The organism is Microcoleus sp. K4-B3 (genome assembly GCF_036704615.1).
Taxonomy (GTDB): Bacteria; Cyanobacteriota; Cyanobacteriia; order Cyanobacteriales; family Microcoleaceae; genus Microcoleus.
The window spans coordinates 147790-164591 of record NZ_JAUBSF010000002.1 but is presented as its reverse complement, the minus strand read 5'-3'; the positions used below and the strand labels follow the sequence as shown (position 1 = coordinate 164591).

General features: G+C 46.4%; 12 protein-coding genes. 5 read left to right on the top strand and 7 right to left on the bottom strand.

The window, feature by feature from the left end; translation table 11 throughout:
* The first annotated feature begins 64 nt into the window (after positions 1 to 64).
* Complete coding sequence (locus QUA78_RS02205) at positions 65 to 952, top strand: ROK family protein (protein WP_333305183.1); 888 nt, start codon at positions 65 to 67, stop codon at positions 950 to 952.
* A gap of 184 nt (positions 953 to 1136) precedes the next feature.
* On the opposite strand, the gene QUA78_RS02200 is transcribed toward QUA78_RS02205, so the two are convergent.
* The 3 genes from QUA78_RS02200 to QUA78_RS02190 form a co-directional block, all read right to left on the bottom strand.
* Positions 1137 to 1559, bottom strand: a complete 423-nt coding sequence (locus tag QUA78_RS02200) for a hypothetical protein (protein ID WP_333305181.1) — start codon at positions 1557 to 1559, stop codon at positions 1137 to 1139.
* 469 nt (positions 1560 to 2028) lie between these two features.
* Positions 2029 to 3690 (bottom strand): CTP synthase, encoded by a 1662-nt coding sequence (locus tag QUA78_RS02195; protein WP_333305179.1) that lies wholly within the window; start codon positions 3688 to 3690, stop codon positions 2029 to 2031.
* Positions 3691 to 3795: 105 nt separating this feature from the next.
* Positions 3796 to 4788 carry an Rpn family recombination-promoting nuclease/putative transposase gene (locus QUA78_RS02190; RefSeq protein ID WP_333305177.1) on the bottom strand — a complete coding sequence of 331 codons (993 nt, stop codon included), beginning with the start codon at positions 4786 to 4788 and terminating at the stop codon, positions 3796 to 3798.
* A gap of 348 nt (positions 4789 to 5136) precedes the next feature.
* Between QUA78_RS02190 and QUA78_RS02185 the strand changes: the two genes are divergently transcribed.
* The 3 genes from QUA78_RS02185 (at position 5137) to cutA (ending at position 9584) form a co-directional block, all read left to right on the top strand.
* The gene (locus QUA78_RS02185; protein ID WP_333305175.1) at positions 5137 to 7770 is read left to right on the top strand and encodes a VIT domain-containing protein; all 2634 of its coding nucleotides are present in this window, start codon (positions 5137 to 5139) and stop codon (positions 7768 to 7770) included.
* 253 nt (positions 7771 to 8023) lie between these two features.
* Entirely contained in the window at positions 8024 to 8923 is a 900-nt protein-coding gene (locus QUA78_RS02180; RefSeq protein WP_333305172.1) for a pentapeptide repeat-containing protein, read from the top strand.
* A gap of 340 nt (positions 8924 to 9263) precedes the next feature.
* Positions 9264 to 9584, top strand: a complete 321-nt coding sequence (cutA, locus tag QUA78_RS02175) for a divalent-cation tolerance protein CutA (RefSeq protein ID WP_333305170.1) — start codon at positions 9264 to 9266, stop codon at positions 9582 to 9584.
* 67 nt (positions 9585 to 9651) lie between these two features.
* Here cutA and QUA78_RS02170 read toward each other — a convergent pair whose 3' ends face one another.
* Together QUA78_RS02170 and QUA78_RS02165 are read right to left on the bottom strand one after the other, a co-directional pair.
* Positions 9652 to 10191 (bottom strand): DUF2231 domain-containing protein, encoded by a 540-nt coding sequence (locus tag QUA78_RS02170; RefSeq protein ID WP_333305169.1) that lies wholly within the window; start codon positions 10189 to 10191, stop codon positions 9652 to 9654.
* 51 nt (positions 10192 to 10242) lie between these two features.
* Positions 10243 to 10521, bottom strand: a complete 279-nt coding sequence (locus tag QUA78_RS02165) for a hypothetical protein (RefSeq protein ID WP_333305167.1) — start codon at positions 10519 to 10521, stop codon at positions 10243 to 10245.
* Between the two features lie 211 nt (positions 10522 to 10732).
* On the opposite strand from QUA78_RS02165, the gene QUA78_RS02160 reads away from it, so the two are divergent.
* Positions 10733 to 11905 (top strand): FAD-binding oxidoreductase, encoded by a 1173-nt coding sequence (locus QUA78_RS02160; RefSeq protein WP_333398547.1) that lies wholly within the window; start codon positions 10733 to 10735, stop codon positions 11903 to 11905.
* Between the two features lie 33 nt (positions 11906 to 11938).
* Here QUA78_RS02160 and QUA78_RS02155 read toward each other — a convergent pair whose 3' ends face one another.
* Positions 11939 to 13060, bottom strand: coding sequence for an ATP-binding protein (locus QUA78_RS02155; protein WP_333304921.1), 1122 nt, complete (start codon positions 13058 to 13060; stop codon positions 11939 to 11941).
* Positions 13061 to 13064: 4 nt separating this feature from the next.
* Entirely contained in the window at positions 13065 to 16772 is a 3708-nt protein-coding gene (locus tag QUA78_RS02150) for a PAS domain S-box protein (protein ID WP_333304918.1), read from the bottom strand.
* Between the last annotated feature and the right edge of the window lie 30 nt (positions 16773 to 16802).

The following is a 16802-nucleotide window of genomic DNA, read 5'->3' as shown; positions in this document are numbered from 1 at the left end:
ACCTATAATAGGTTTATACTATTAAAATTAGTCCCAAATCCTTGCATCCAAAATCCCAAATCGAATGACACAAGTAATCGGCATTGACTTAGGCGGAACCGCAATTAAACTCGGCAGATTTAGCGAAGACGGCATTTGTCACCAATCCTTAACTGTCCCCACTCCTCAACCCGCAACGCCAGAAGCCGTTTTAGGCACAATGACGGATGCTATTTTACAACTGAATCCGGCCGAAAATGCTGTAAGTGCGATCGGCATCGGCACTCCAGGCCCCGCAGACGCCGCTGGCCGCATAGCCAGAGTCGCAATTAACCTCAAAAACTGGCACAATGTCCCCCTCGCTGACTGGTTGGAAACTAAAACCGGACTGCCGACTATATTAGCAAATGATGCCAACTGTGCCGGATTGGGAGAAGCTTGGTTGGGTGCAGGAAGGCACTTTAAAAACCTAATCTTACTAACTTTAGGTACAGGAGTCGGCGGTGCAGTTATCCTAGACGGTAAACTATTTGCAGGCTATCAAGGCGCGGCCGGAGAACTAGGATTGATTACTATAAATCCCGACGGCCCAGAGTGCAACAGCGGCAATCGCGGTTCTTTAGAACAGTATGTTTCGGTGCAGGCAATTCGCCGGGAAACAGGTTGGGAACCTGTAGAATTAGCAAATTTAGCTAAGTCTGGAGATGCCAAAGCTTTAGAATTTTGGCAAAATTACGGGCGGTATCTGGGTATCGGTTTGGCAAGTATAATTTATATTTTAACGCCGGAAGCTATTATTATCGGCGGCGGAATTAGTGCTGGTGCAGAATTTTTCTTACCGCAGGTTCAAGCAGAAATTCAGCAACGTGTACTGCCGAGTTCTCGCGAAGATTTACAGTTATTGGTGGCTGAATTGGGCAATCAAGCAGGCATGGTAGGCGCGGCTAAATTAGCTTGGCAGCTTGCTCAATAGTTAAAATTAAAAAAAGCAGCGCATTTTACTGCGCTTTTTTCATATCTAAAATTAGGGTGCAACCTAAGCACTTTAGCTCAAAAAAAATAAAATGAATGTGAGGAGTTACTAAACATAGTCTCCCTTCATTGTTCATGCTTCTAACTAATGACTAATGACTAATGACTGATGACTAATGACTGCTTCATGGCAGAGATTGTCCAGTCGTATTTTTAATGTATTCCTGAATTTCTTGATAAGCTTCCGGGTTGCTTTGGCGGAGGATAATAATATTAGTTGCGCTGTCAGGCAGGAAAAAGCTTAGCCGACCGTTCTGCTCGCAAGCAAAAGAGCTGATTCGACTCATATCGATCGCAAATTCTTTGCGGTCATAATTAATTTTAATCCACGAGCCTCTAGAATTGCGGTCAATGGTTTTTTTGAGGTAATCGAGAACTTGCTTGTAAGCCTCATGATTGCCTTGGGGATTGAGGATAATCGGCTGACTGCTATTAGGCAGCCAAAAGGTGAGACGCTTGTTATCCAGTTCGCTAGAAAAAGCACTAATAGTGTCAAGGTCAATTATGTATGTACTTTTCTCATAAGTAAATTTGCTCCAATAAGCCACAAAGCCTCCTCAAACCTGTGTGTCCTGGTATTTTAGGATAGTTTGACAACTCATACCATTTTAGATTTTAGATTTTAGATTTTAGATTGGGCATGACTGATGACTATCGGGGTTTGGAACTTGCCTAAAGTTGCATTTTTTTGTGAAACTGGTATCACCCTTAAAATCAAAGCTAAAAAGTTAACTAAAAATATCAGCATTTTTACCTTCTGCTCAATGCCTTTTGCCTTCTCCCTTCGGGTACTAGCCCCCCCAACCCCTATGCTAGGGCTGGGGGATGAGGTTTTTCACTGGTTGAGAATGCTGCCCGATATCTAGTCCGGTAAGTGCGACCCGAATCAAATCCGATTGTTGGGTTGGGCGGGTGAGAGTACGCTCGATAGTCTGCCTGATTTGAATATTGTGTACTCTCACCTGCCCCTACAGACATCTAATATATCAGAACTAATCGATCGGACATGATATCAGATCAGTTTCCTGCTGCGAGTTTCCCTGCCACCAAGTCGCGCCCCTCAACTTCTAAAAAATCCTGCTTTCCCTGGATGCTTGCCGCCTCGATAAACCCCTGAAACAAGGGGTGGGGGGCGCTAGGTCGAGATTGGAATTCGGGGTGAAATTGACAGGCTATGAAAAAGGGATGGTTGGGCAATTCGATCATTTCTACCAATCGGCCGTCGGGAGATGTCCCGGAGACTGCATAACCTGATTCTAAGAAAAGATTGCGGTAGGCGTTGTTAAATTCGTACCGGTGGCGGTGTCGCTCGTAAATCACTTCTTTCTGATAAAGTTTGAAAGCGAGGGTGTCTGGGTTGACACGGCACGGATACAAACCCAGCCGCATTGTACCGCCCAAATCGACTACATCGAGCTGTTCTGGCAATAAATTAATTACCGGATTTGCGGTATCTGGGTCAAATTCAGCGCTGTTGGCATCCTTTAGTTGGGCGATGTTGCGGGCCCATTCAATCACAGCACACTGCATCCCCAAACACAATCCCAAAAAGGGTATTTTATGGTGTTTGGCATATTCGATCGCCGCTATTTTGCCGTCTACTCCCCGAATCCCAAAACCCCCGGGTACAAGAATGCCGTTGATATCTTTGAGATAATTTTCGAGGTTTCCCGATTCTAAATCTTCTGAGTTAATCCAGTGCAAATTCAGGTCGCAGCCGATCGAGATTGCTGCGTGCCGCAAAGCTTCGACCACCGAAAGATAAGCATCGTTCAACCGCACGTATTTGCCGACCAAAGCAATATCAATCTTGTGGTTGGGACTGTAAAGCCGCTTGACTAAGGTTTGCCACTGAGTCAAATTGGGTTGCCGCGGTTCGAGTTGCAGCAAATTGATGCTTTGTTCCGCTAAACCTTCCTGTTCCATCATCAGCGGCACTTCGTAGATACTTTTGGCATCTTGAGCGGTGATGACACATTCTTCGGGCACGTTGCAGAATTCCGACAATTTCTGTTTCATGCCCAAAGACAGCGGGCGATCGCACCGACAGACTAAAATATCTGGTTGAATGCCGATCGACCGCAATTCCTTCACCGAATGCTGAGTCGGTTTAGTTTTCATCTCCCCAGCCGAAGGAATCCAAGGTATCAGCGTGACGTGCATATACAAAACATTTTGCCGCCCGACATCCTTGCGAAACTGGCGAATTGCCTCCAAAAATGGTAAAGATTCAATATCTCCCACCGTTCCGCCGATTTCCGTAATCACGACATCGGGATTAGTATTTTTGGCTACTCGGTGAATTCGCTCTTTAATCTCGTTAGTGATGTGCGGAATCACCTGCACCGTACTCCCCTGATACTCGCCGCGGCGTTCTTTGTTGATCACCGCTTGATAAATGGAACCCGTGGTGACGCTGTTGAGGCGAGACATGGAAGTATCGGTAAAACGCTCGTAGTGCCCCAAATCCAGGTCTGTTTCCGCACCGTCTTCCGTGACAAAGACTTCTCCGTGCTGAAACGGGCTGAGAGTGCCGGGGTCAACGTTAATATAGGGGTCTAGCTTCAGAATAGAGACAGAATAGTCCCGCGACTTCAATAGGCGGCCCAAGGAAGCAGCGACAATTCCCTTGCCGATGCTGGAAACCACGCCGCCGGTCACAAACACAAATTTGCTCATAGGATTTTCGACTTTAGATGTTTCAATGTCAGGTCAGACTCAAATGTGACATAGGTAATCCATAAGGGCAACCACGGGGGATTGCCCCTACACCGATTTGACCCCTCATTGACGATTGTTATGTGCTTGCAACCAAGTTGTCAAATCTGACAAAGTGGTAAAGTCTAATAGCGCCTCTCCTAAACTCTGTAATTGCTCAGCAGATAACTGAGCGATGCTGCTTTGGGTATCCAGCGACATGAAGCCGACACTACGCTCCAACAGACGAAGAATTAATCGCAAGTTTGCTTGTTTGATGCCTTGTTCGATGCCTTGTTCTATACCTTGTTTGATGCCTTGTTCGATACCTCGTTCGATGCCTCGTCTGATGCCTTCTTCCATCCCCAGTCTAGTAGCTTTGGTAATTGCACCGCGCTGGTCTTGAATAAAAATTTCTCGCCTTTCTAAATCTTCCAATTCATCAGGTTCTAAATTTGCTTCGTTAGCAATTGCAAAAGCTTGTCTGAGTTCCGGTACATTTCCCAACTCTTCGGGAACATAGCTTAACGTCCTAGCGGTTTTCATGAAATATATCCACTTGTCAGTCAGTGTCTTTAATTCCTCTAAGGTCTTGTTGAATTTTGGTAGTTCAACAAACACATATTCTAACTCATTAGTCAAAAAATCAACAAAAAAAGTCTTTTCTTTGAGAACAAATCGCGAAATTACGGTCTCTAGATTTTCAAACATTTGGAAATCTGTAATGGTCAAGGCAATTACAGGATTTAACAAGTCGTATTTGTCGCCCTTTTTTAATTGGACTGAATAAGCTTTTGCGGCATTGTATAAAATCCGCTTCTCGAAGGACTCTACATTCAAGACCTGCATTTCAATAATTACAGTCTTGTCCCCAGTAATCTTGGCTTTGACATCCAAGTAAGTGTCTTTGACTCCTTTGATTTTGGGAGCTAAATAAGGATCAATAATTTCTAAATCTTCGATGACTGGCTGTGCTTCGTAGAGGATGGCATTTAAGAAGCTAATCAAAATGTCTTTGCTGTCAGCAGAGCCGAAGATTTTTTTAAAGGCAAAGTCGGTTTTGGGGTTAATAAAATTCATTGCTTTTTCAATTTATTAGAGGTGGAAAGGTTGAGGTTAGAGTTATTTAATTATTTAATTATCATACAATCTTCTAGGTTGGGTTCGCGGACGATCGCCCCAACCGACATCACCCCAATACGGATGCAAGCCGACAGCAGTAGCCCAGAGCAATCATGGCTTAGACAAAAGTGCCAGCCCCCAGTCCGCCCCTCTGGAGTCAATCTAAAATCTAAAATCTAAAATCTAAAATCTCAACTTGACCCTACCCGCCTCAGCCATTTTTCCCAAAAAGCTAACTCAGGAACGTTTTGCAAAGGGTAAAGTCATGGTAAACAAAGCACCTCAAGTCTGCTAAAAACAACAGCTATGAAGTTTGTCTGCGTTCTATCCCCTCAACGGTTGCTTTCTGCTGGTATCGCATTGCTCGCTGCGATGGAGTGTGGCGCGTGGATCGCTCCAAATGCGGCGCGGGCAAAAGCTCCTGGGGAAAATTATTTGTCTCTGTCGCCGAAAATCCTCGCTAGTAACGATGTTAAGTGTCATGGGGCGCGATCGCCCGAAACTCGCTGTCCAGTCGGCGGTTTGTTCGTCAAAACTCCCAATACGACCCCAGAACAAGTCTTTCCTCTCAAGCAGACTGAAGTTAAAGCCAAAATAGCTGGCAATATCTCCCGCGTCGAAGTTGTTCAGAAGTTTGAAAATCCTTTTCCCGAATCTTTAGAAGCTGTTTATGTATTTCCTTTGCCCGACGAAGCGGCGGTGGATGATATGGAAATTAAAATAGGCTCACGAATTATTAAAGCTGATATCAAACTCCGCGAGGAAGCTTTGGAAATTTACGAACAAGCCAGACAGCAAGGTCGGACTGCGGGTTTGTTGGAACAAGAACGCGACAATATTTTTACTCAGTCTCTGGCGAACATCAAACCCGGAGAAAAAATTGAAGTTACGATTCGCTACACCGAAAGTCTCAAATTTGCCGGTGGCGATTACGAATTTGTGTTTCCAATGGTGGTTGGGCCGCGCTATATTTCGGGAAATTCGACCCCCCCCTTAGCAAGGGGGGGCGATAGTTCTGAGTCTCCAGGGGCGAGAAATACGACCCCCCCCAACCCCCCCTTAGCAAGGGGGGGCGATGCTCAATTCCCCCCCTTAGCAAGGGGGGGGCAGGGGGGGGTTAATACCGATGCCGATCGCATTAACCCACCTGTCTTGCCTCCCGGAACGCGATCGGGTCACAATATCGCTGTTTCGGTAGAAATAGATGCCGGAGTGGCGATCGGCGATGTCCGATCTACTTCCCATCAAATTACAACTGACCGCAGCGGCAATATTGTGCAAGTCCAATTAGCCAATTCAGACACAATTCCCAATAAAGATTTAATTTTGCGCTATCGAGTGGCGGGCGAAAATACTCGGGCAACTATTTTGACTCAATCCGACAAGCGGGGCGGTCATTTTGCTACTTATTTGATTCCGGCATTAAACTACAAAACTAATGAAATTGTACCTAAAGATGTCGTGTTTCTGATGGATACTTCCGGTTCTCAGCAGGGCGAACCGCTGGCAAAATCTAAGGAGTTGATGCGCCGCTTCATTCAAGGGCTGAATCCTAACGATACTTTTACTATTATTGATTTTGCCAACACTGCGAAAGCGCTTTCAACAACTCCTTTAGCAAATACGGCTGCCAACCGACAAAGCGCCATTAATTATATCCAAAACTTGCAGGCAAACGGTGGTACTGAACTGCTTAACGGCATTCAAGCAGTGATGAATTTTCCGGCGGCGGCAACGGGAAGGCTGCGGAGTATTGTACTAATTACTGACGGTTACATTGGTAATGAAAATGAAGTGCTAGCTCTGGTTCAGCGGAGTCTGAAACCGGGAAATCGACTTTATAGTTTTGGTGTTGGCGGTTCGGTGAATCGGTTTTTGATTAACCGTTTGGCGGAAGTGGGAAGAGGCACGTCTCAAGTGATTCGTCAAGATGAACCGTCAGCAGAAGCGGCAGAAAAGTTTTTTCGGGAAATTAATCGTCCGGTATTGACTGATATTCAAATTAGTTGGGAAGGAATGGGGGAAAAACCAGAGATTTATCCGATCGCACCTCCAGACTTGTTTGCGAGTCAGCCGCTGGTTTTGTTTGGGAAAAAGACCGATCGAGCTAACGGTCAACTTCGCATCCGCGGCACTCTTGCGGGCGGCAAAGCTTACGAGCAGATTTTACCTGTCAATTTTGCTCAATCCGGCGGGCGGCAGCGGGAGTCTACTTCAGTCGCAGCAACCGCTACGGATTTTGGCAATCCGGCGGTAGCTCAGCTTTGGGGTCGATCGCGCATTAAAGATTTAATGAATCAAATGTTTGGTGCCGAGACTAAATCTCTGGTGGAAGCTGTGACTAATACTGCTCTGACTTATCGCTTGCTATCGGAATACACGGCTTTTGTGGCTGTGAGCGAAGAAGTGCGAGTCGAACCCGATGGATCTCGTCGTAGGGTGCAAGTGCCTGTAGAATTGCCGCAGGGTGTCAGCTATGAGGGTATTTTCGAGTCGGGAGGGGCAGAGCCAACTAGGGGCGGCACTCGCAGCGTTACCCCGAATCGCAACTCGGCACCGGTGAGTCCAGCTCCTGTTATGCCGCCGCGGCAGCGAGGTAACGGTGAGTTGCAACGCTCGCAGCCAAAGGCTTCTCGCTGGGAAGTAGTCAGTGCCGAAGGGTTGGATGCCGGGGCGATCGCCGCTTTGACTCAATACCTGCAATCTGTTAATCTCCCGGCGGGGGTTAGCGGTGAAACGGTGTGGGAGTTATCGGTACAAGACGGCCGCGTTGCACGAGTGGCGATCCTCTTCGAGGGCTTCGCTAACGACCCTCAAACCTCGACGCTGCAAGCAACAGACGCCGTTGAGACTCTCAAGAGGGCCTTGAGTTCCTGGCAACCTCCCGCAGGATTCAAGGGGACGCTGCGTCTGAAGTTGCGAATTACGGTCGATCGTTAAGGAATGACTATCTATGTCAAGAAACATTAACTTTTAATTCAAAAATACCGAAAGCGGGATCGCTACCACGAGAAAGATATAAAATCTTTATTAAGAGAGCGCCTTTAAACAGAAAGTGATGTTAACAGAATTTATACCGTTTGAGGCAAACGCTGAAACAGTCTAATTTCTGAAACAGTCTAATTTCTGAAACAACCTTAAGATTAGAGATTTCTCGATCGAAACCCCCCAATCATAGAAGGTATCACGCCCTATGGAAGTTAGCGAACTGCTCAACAATTACGAAAAAGGACAAAGAGACTTTGCTGGAGCCGACCTCAGCGGGGCAAACCTCAGCGGAGCAATCTTAATCGGAGTCAACCTTTCGCGAGCTAATCTTTCCGGGGCGAACCTCAGCAGGGCGTTTCTCACCAAAGCAACACTCAAAGGCGCACAGATGCAAAGAACAAATCTGAGTTTTGCCAAAATGGGCGAAACCAAACTCTCAGGCGCAGATTTGACAAAAGCGAATTTGAGCGGGGCTTTTTTGGTAAAAGCAAAATTACCGAGGGTAAAATTAAGCGGCGCAACTTTAACGGGCGCAAACCTGCGCGGTGCTGCGTTGTGGAATGCGAATTTGTGCAGCGCCGACTTGCAATTAGTTAACTTGCTGGGCGCGAATCTGACAGGAGCTAATTTTAAGTGGGCCAACCTTTACGGTGCAAGGCTCAACAGTGCAAAACTTTTTGGAGCTCAATTAACCGGAGTCAGTCTGCGGCGAGCGCAGTTGACAGGGGTGAATCTCTGCGGTGCAGATTTGAGCGGCGTCAACGTGAGCGAAGCTAAACTAATGGGAGCTAATTTGGAAGGCTCGAATTTGGTAGGGGCGAATTTCAGCGCGGCTCAGTTGCGGGGGGTAAAGTTGGCGGGTGCAAACTTAACCGGGGCTAAGTTGAGGGGAAGTTGTTTGAGAGGGGCAAATCTGAATTGGGCAAAGCTGTGTCAAGCAGATTTGATGGCGGCAGATTTGAGCGAGGCGACGTTAATAGGAGCTAATTTAGATAATGCTTTATTGGCGGGAGCTATTTTGCCGGAATCTACTAGGCGATACTTTTCCTTAGCTGGGGCGGGCCAAGTTAATTCTTGGGAAGTTAATGAGATTTCAAATGGGTAATTGGTAATTGGTAATTGGTAATTGTTGGCGCTCGACCAATGACAACTAAAAACTAATATCAATTTAAAAAAGTCTTCTGACAATCCTCAATTTTATACGAATTTAGTTCGCGATCGCACTCGCCCACAAAGAAACCGGGTTTTTTAACTTTTATTGAGGGTTTTAACTGCGTCTATTTGGATAAAAAAACCAAGGTGATGGTCAACCGCGCGATCGCCAACTAGAATTATTAAAAGTGGCAGATATCCGCGCCGGAGACGGCATTGCCCTCTCCTTACAAGAAACTACGCTCAAGGTTTTCTGTTGAAATCTATTCTTTAATCTCAAATCTAAAATCGTTATGACTGTTAATTATGGGGTGGTGCTGGTAACTGCGGCATCGGAGGCGGAGGCGGAGAATCTCGCTAAATCTCTAGTTGAACACAAGCTGGCTGCTTGTGTGAGCTTGTCGCCAATTCGCTCGATTTATACTTGGCAAGGCGAGATTCATGCCGAGTCAGAGTGGCAGTTGGTAATTAAAACTGATTTGGCTAAATTTGAGGTTTTAAAAACAAAAGTTCAGGAACTCCATTCCTATGAAGTTCCTGAAATTATTGCTATTCCTATTATCGCTGGCAGCGAGGCTTATCTGAGTTGGATCGGACAATCTTTAAGTTTGTAGCCAAGACTTTAGTCCTAAATTATCCAATGAAGAGGGACTGAAATCTTTACTAAAAACGATCGGAAACCTACGAATTTTGACTTGTAGGGCCGATAACGCCGATTTTGTGGCGAAAACTTAGTTCGCCGCCGAACCAGCCTGTAATGCCCAGCAAGGTTGCCACGACGATCGATATTGCTAAACCTGTAAATACGATCGGCTCAGCCGGATTTCCTTGTCGCAACACCAGGTTAATCAGGGAAAGTACCAAAGCCGCCACATTGCCGCCCATGTGCAACCAACCGGCACTGCGATCGCGCACTCTTTTTATTTTGAAAAAATCTAAAAAGCCCGTGATTCCCGCCAAAATCCCCGCACCAAAACCGGCACCGATCAGCCAAACCGAAGCTCTCGCCCAAAACGGATCGCTTGTCAGCCAATAACCGATATCCGTGCCGGCGGCTCCTACTAAAAAGGCTACCGGAAACACGATCAGCACTGGGTGAAGGGGATGACCTGCAACTGAAACTGTACTCGTAATACCGGCATCGCGATACTCTGTGTCGTCACTTTCGAGAATCGGCGGAAGATTGGGATAGGGCGTACTATTTCTTTGATTTGTTTCCATGATTTCTACAGATAACTTTTGTACAACAAACCCGTTTTTATTGGATTGAAATTAATCCCAAATCCGCTCGCCATTTTCGTCAACGCGGGCCTGCCGAATTACATCAGAAATTTCGTCGGCGTCTTTGACGTGGTGCAGGGCTTTCTTTTCCCCGTCTGGTTCTTCTACGATCACATAAGTTGGAACTGTAACAACATCTCCCGTGATGTCTGGCACGTGGTCTACCGCCAGTTGCTGGGCTTTTTCTTCAATGGTTTGGGGTTCGTCGGAAATGCGATCGCCCGGATTGACAGTGCGCTCCATATCTTTGCCTGGTTTGTCGATACTCATAAAAACCTCTCTGGTATTTCTAATTTTTTGCTGACTCTAATTCCTACTATTGAACGAAAAATATCCCTGCACAAACATCTCCCGAGGGGTGGAAGTTTCAGTTAAGGCGATCGCAGGCAGCCTCTTCCTGTAGGTAGAGGCTTTTCGGCTGGTTCGGAAAAAACCTAAGCTAAAATCTAAGCATGATATTTTCCTTCCCTTTGAGTTGCCCATGAAAAGTTACGATTGGATTGTTGTCGGTGGCGGCATTACGGGTGCGTCACTGAGTTACGAACTGGCAAAAAAAGGTTTTGCTGTGCTGCTTTTGGAACGAGATGCTACCATGCAAAATGCTACTCGTTTTAGTTACGGCGGCTTGGCTTATTGGTCGGGGACGACTGATTTAACTCGTCAATTGTGTGGGGAAGGTATCGAACGCCACCGCAATTTATCGGCGGAATTAGATGCTGATACGGAGTTTCGCGAGTTGGATTTGTTGCTGACAATTGATGCGGGCTGTGATGCCGAACAAGCGGCGGCTAATTACGCGCATTTTGCTATTCCTCCGCAGCTTTTGAGCGTTGCAGAAGCTGGCGAGTTGGAACCTTTGTTGAATAAAAGTGCGATCGCCGGAGCTCTGACTGTGCGTCACGGTCACATTTCGCCGACTTCCACAAATAAAGCTTATTGTCAAGGGTTTCTGCGGTTGGGAGGAACTATAGAATTTGCTGAAGTAATTGGGTTGATTGAAGAGGGAAATCGGATTTCGGGAGCCCAGACGGCGCAGGGAATTTATCGTTGCGAAAATGCTGTTGTTTGTGCAGGAGGTTGGAGTCGGAGTTTCCTAAAAGCCGCTGGTGTTTCTGTGGGAGTTTATTTTACTCGCACGGAGATTTTGGAAACTGCACCTGTGGATTTGAAACTCAGGACTTTGGTGATGCCTGCGGTATTAAAACGTTTTGAATTGGAAGCTGAATCGAGTAGAATTGAGGTGGATTTTCTTTGGGATGAACCTGGTAAAGAGTTGCTGTCGCCGATTTTAGATTCGGGTGCAATTCAGTTTAATGATGGCAGTTTGCGGATCGGGCAATTGTCCCGCACTTTGAGCGATTTGAATGCTACAGTCGATCGCGAAACCAGCGAAAGGGCAATTCGTGCAGGAATCGGCAAGGTTTTGCCTGCTTTGGCAGGTTTACCGGCAACTTGGCACGAGTGTATTGTGGCATTTAGCGCTGATAATTTGCCTGTAGTGGGGCCGATTGCCGATCGCCCCGGATTGCACGTTTTTTCGGGTCTCAGCAATCCTTTGACTATTGTACCTGCTTTGGCTGAGCGATTTGCTAATTGGGCGGGGGGAGAAGAAGATAGGGCGATCGAGCTTTTATCTCCCGATCGATTTTGCTGACAATGACTAATTTTAACTGTTAGCTGTTAACTGTTAGCTGTTATCGCCACCACAAAAAGGCAGCGCGACAATAAATGTAGTACCTTTGTCGATCGCACTTTCCACACTTATTGTACCGCCGTGCAGGTCAACTATGTGTTTAACAATGAAGAGTCCCAAACCCGATCCTTTAATATTGCCTACATTAGCACCCCGTTCAAACTGCTGAAATAGTTTTCCTTGATATTCCGCTGTCATCCCAATTCCCTCATCTCGAACGCACAAAATTATTTGCTGGTTTTCGCAGATTAATTCTAAACTGATATTGCCGCCGTTTGGAGAATATTTAATGGCGTTTGACAGTAAATTAGTCAGGAGGTGGTGCAGTAGTTTTGCATCGAGATTGGCGTGTACCGGCTCTGTTTGGGTGCGGAAAGTTATGAAGTGTTTGTCGGTGACGATCGGTTGCAATTCTTCTAAAATTGAGGTGCAAAAATCCGTCGCATTAATCGGATTTAAATTCAAGGAAACTTTGCCTGATTCTGCTTTGCTAAGCATTAAAATATCCTCCAGCAATCCACTCATATTGCTGACGGCTCTTTTAATGCGCTCGACATTTTTATTGGTAGTTCCTGACGCCCTCCGTAATTCGCTATCTTCTAGCATTTCTGCCGATAGCTGTATGGTAGTTAAAGGAGTGTTTAAATCGTGGTATGCCATTGAAATAAATCGCGATCTGCTTTCACTTTGCGCTGCTCCTAGTGCAATTAGTTTTTGCATTTTTACTGCTTCTTGATGTTTGCTCAACGCTATCTTGATGGTGGCGTGCAGTTCTCTTTGTTTAAACGGTTTGAGGAGGTAGCCGTAAGAGCCAGTATTTTCGGCTCGCTGCAAAGTTTCGTCATCGGCATAGGCAGTTGTATAGATAATTGGGATATCTAATTCTTGATTAATTATTACTGCTGTTTCTATGCCGTCAATGTCGCCTTTGATGACTATATCCATTAAGATTAAATCTGGTTCCAATTCGCCTGCGCGCTTGATGGCATCGGCTCCTGAAGAAACGATGTCTGCGATTTGATATCCCAACTTTTCTAATTTTTGGGCTAAACTTTTAGCAATTAATAGTTCGTCTTCGACAATCAAAATATTAATTGCTTTTTCTGCCAAATCCATGATTTTAAAACCTTTGAGAGTAGTTTAACTCGTTAAATTTTAGGTAAAAGGCTGTGCCAGTTTGTCTTAACAGTTCGATGCTTCCTTCTAACTGCTCAGTTAAAGTGCAGACAACTTGAAAGCCCATTGAGTTAGTTTTCCGAAAATCTAAGTTTTGAGGAAAGCCGATGCCGTTGTCCTTAACTAAGAGGTTGATTTCTCCATCCCCCGTTTGATAACATTCTACACTAACTGTACCGCTCGTGCCATCAGGAAAAGCGTGTTTGAGGGTATTTGAAACCAATTCATTGGCAATTAAACCGCAGGGACTAGCAGTTTCAATATTTAGGTAAATTGGTTCAGCTAATACCTGCAACTGAATGCGATTGTCACTAATATTGTAAGAGTGAAACAAGTTACTTACTAAATCTTCGAGATATTCGCCAAAATTGATTTGCGCCAGGTTAGTCGAGCGGTACAGTTTCTCGTGAATCAGAGCCATAGAGTAAAGGCGATTCTGACTTTCTTCAAACATCTTGGCTATTTGCTGGTCGGCAACTGTGTTCGATTGCAATTCTAACAGACTGGCAACTACGCAGAGGTTGTTTTTGACGCGGTGGTGAATTTCTTTGAGCAAAATTTCTTTTTCTTTGAGGGAGTTTTTCAAATTTGCTTCAGCTTGTTTGCGATCGCTCAGTTCAGCTTGCAGTTGCTGGTAGAGTAGAGATTGCTGAATGGCGATCGCTAATTGATTAACCAACTGCTGAAATAAATTCATTTCCCATTCTTGCCAATCACGAGGGCCATGGCATTGGTGGGCAATCAGCAATCCCCAAAGCTGGCTGTGCTGAATAATCGGCACTACTAACTTTGCCCTAACTTGAAGTTCTTTCATAAACTCGACCACACAAGGTGTAATCCAGGGAGAATCTAGTTCGGAAATCGCACAAATTCGCCCTTGCAAATAAAGCTGATAACTTTCAGCCGGAAAAACCTCTTCGCCAAAACATCTATCCACGAGTTGGTTGCATCCTTCTGCCACGGCTTCAGCAATGACTCGCCCGCCCTTTTTGGGTAAAATTTGATAAACCAAAACTCGATCGGCTAACAATACTTGCTGGAGTTCGGCAACCGTAGTGTTGAGAATTTCTTCTAATTGCAAAGACTGGCGGACGCGACGGGCGATCGCCTCCACGAGCCGTTCTCGCTCGAACTGCTGCTGCAGCGCGATTTCGGCGTATTTAGAATTGGTGATCTCGGCGGTGTAACCGATAATTTCGATCGGAATGCCCCTGCTGTCAACCAAGAGTTTCAGTTCCGTCCGCAACCAGCGGTAAATTCCGTCTCGGTGCAGAAAGCGGTACTCGCAAATGCAATTTTCACCCTCGGACAAATCAGAAAAGTTTACTAGAAATTGTCGCCGATCTTCAGGGTGAATCCGGCTCGACCAAAATTTAGAATCTGCTAACAGTTCTTGGGGCTCGTAGCCAACGATTGCCTTAACGTTGTCGCTAATGTAAGTAGTACAAAAATCTCCTGTAGGTGCGGCAGTAAAAATTACCGCCGGATTAGAACCCAGTAAAAATTGCAGGCGTTCTTTTAACTGCTGAAATTCCATTTCTGCCCGCTTACGATAACTGATATCTTCGATCGCCCCCATGCTGTAGAGAGGAATTCCCTCGCGGTCGCGGATCAGGGTCATCGTCAAGTTTGCCCAGATCAGCTCGCCATTCTTCTTAATCAAGCGTTTTTCGATCCCGAAGCGAGAAATATTGCCGCAGACCAACTCCTTGACTTGCTCGATCTCTGCTTGTAAATCTTCTGGATGCGTGAGTTGAGTAAAAGTCATCGTCGCCAACTCCGAATCGCTGTAGCCCAACATCTGGCGGTGAGCTTCATTCACTTTGATGGTGCGGTAGTCACGCACGCTTGTCAAACCGATCGCGATCGGAGCATCGTCAAATAAGTTGCGAAACTTTTCCTCGCTTTTTTGGAGTGCAGCTTCTGCCTGTTTGCGATCGGTAATGTCTCGGGCGACCCACATCACCCGCTCAAACTCCAGCGGCGAAATAGTGGCATCAAACCAAAATAACTTGCAGCCAATTTCCATCCTGTATTCAACTCTGTGGGTTTGGCCAGATGCCAATGTTTGGCGAATGTGACCCAGGGCAAAATTAGCTTCGGCTTCTGGGAAGATTTCGGCGAGGGTTTTGCCCAGCACTTCAGAAGCCGGTTTGTACAGCAGTTCGGGAGCCGTGGGGGCTATTTTGAGGTAGCGGCCCGCTGCGTCGAAAACCAGCACGATATCCGTCATGGCATTAAACAGCGTCAGCAGTTCTGCTTCGGAGTTTTGGAGTTTTTCTTCGGTCAATTTGCGATCCGTAATGTCGGTGTCAGTGCCAGTCAGGCGGTAGGGCTTGCCGGAAGCCGATCGGATCGCGCTGCCGCGGGCAAGTATCCAGCAGGTGCTCCCGTCTTTGCGCAGCATCCGGTGTTCGACTTCATAAATTTCTGTCACACCCTCTAGATAAGCCTTTACTGCTTCCTCGACTGCAACTCGATCGTCGGGATGAACGTGAGACACCCAATTTTCCATGCGGTTGGGAATCTCTGCGTCCTGATAGCCCAACAAAGCTTTCAAAGACGGAGCAATGTAGATTTCGTCGGTTTCCAAATTCCAGTCCCAAACCCCCACTTTGCCAGCCGATACTGCCAGTTCGTACCATTGAGTCCGCTGCTGGACTCGTCGTTCTAACTCTGCATTGAGCTGCTGCAAAGCGATTTCTGCTTGTTTGCGCTCCGTGACATCGCGGCCTGCTGCTTGATACTCGACGATTTGTCCGCTCTCGTTGAATATAGCCCGATCGATCCACTGCTGCCAGCGAATTTCCCCGCTCGGCAAAATGACTCGGTGTTCGCACGTAAAAACAGGCTTGTCGGGAGACACAGAAGTATATTGCTCTTGAAAAAGTTTTCGGTCTGGTTCTGGGATCGCCGTCATGAAGCTGTTGCCGAGCAAGTCTTCTGGTTGTACGCCGAAATAACGGCAGTAAGCTTGATTGACAAAAGTTATTTTACCGTCGGGGAGGTAGCGGCAAATCAGTTCGGTTTGGTCTTCCACAATCGCCTGGTAGCGCGCCTCGCTCTGCAGCAGCGCATTTGCAGCATTTTTGCGATCGCTGACTTGTTTGGCGATTTCTGACTGGTTTTCTAATATTTCACAGTGTTTTTGCTGAAGTTTGACAACTTTTTGCTGAAACTTTTTGACTCGCCTGTAAATTTCTCGGCGTATTTTTTTTTCGCTGACTAAACCTACGGGCTGACCCCGTTCGTCCACAATTGGCAAGCAATCGATCGAGTGTTGACAAAATAGCTTAAATGCGGTAAAAACATTTGTAAATTCTGATTCTTTTAAGACAATTAAATTCCGCGTCATTGCGTCGGCGACTTTCATTGTTTGCCATCCAGATTCGGAGGCGACTAAGTTCAGCACATCTTCCGAGCTTAGCAGTCCGACTAGCTGATTTTCATCGACAACTAAGACGCAACTAATCGAGGCTTTTACCCTTTCGTTTGAGTGCGGCGGTGAATTAGTCAGCGGACGAGGATTTCTCGCCCCACGCATCAGGGCGATCGCATCCCCGAGGCAAGTGGAGGGCGCAACCGTCACAGGGTGGCGATCCACAACTTCGTCGGGCGATCGTAAATTTGCCGATAAATTAGCAAGTTGCATCAGTCTTGGCCAAAAAGTATTGATAATTAA

What these genes read in the sequence shown, in the direction of transcription:
- QUA78_RS02190 (WP_333305177.1), bottom strand. Translation starts at nt 4,788, where the DNA reads ATGAATTTTATTAACCCCAAAACCGACTTTGCCTTTAAAAAAATCTTC.
- QUA78_RS02150 (WP_333304918.1), bottom strand. Translation starts at nt 16,772, where the DNA reads ATGCAACTTGCTAATTTATCGGCAAATTTACGATCGCCCGACGAAGTT.
- QUA78_RS02160 (WP_333398547.1), top strand. Translation starts at nt 10,733, where the DNA reads ATGAAAAGTTACGATTGGATTGTTGTCGGTGGCGGCATTACGGGTGCG.
- QUA78_RS02195 (WP_333305179.1), bottom strand. Translation starts at nt 3,690, where the DNA reads ATGAGCAAATTTGTGTTTGTGACCGGCGGCGTGGTTTCCAGCATCGGC.
- QUA78_RS02170 (WP_333305169.1), bottom strand. Translation starts at nt 10,191, where the DNA reads ATGGAAACAAATCAAAGAAATAGTACGCCCTATCCCAATCTTCCGCCG.
- QUA78_RS02165 (WP_333305167.1), bottom strand. Translation starts at nt 10,521, where the DNA reads ATGAGTATCGACAAACCAGGCAAAGATATGGAGCGCACTGTCAATCCG.
- QUA78_RS02205 (WP_333305183.1), top strand. Translation starts at nt 65, where the DNA reads ATGACACAAGTAATCGGCATTGACTTAGGCGGAACCGCAATTAAACTC.
- cutA (WP_333305170.1), top strand. Translation starts at nt 9,264, where the DNA reads ATGACTGTTAATTATGGGGTGGTGCTGGTAACTGCGGCATCGGAGGCG.
- QUA78_RS02185 (WP_333305175.1), top strand. Translation starts at nt 5,137, where the DNA reads ATGAAGTTTGTCTGCGTTCTATCCCCTCAACGGTTGCTTTCTGCTGGT.
- QUA78_RS02155 (WP_333304921.1), bottom strand. Translation starts at nt 13,060, where the DNA reads ATGGATTTGGCAGAAAAAGCAATTAATATTTTGATTGTCGAAGACGAA.
- QUA78_RS02180 (WP_333305172.1), top strand. Translation starts at nt 8,024, where the DNA reads ATGGAAGTTAGCGAACTGCTCAACAATTACGAAAAAGGACAAAGAGAC.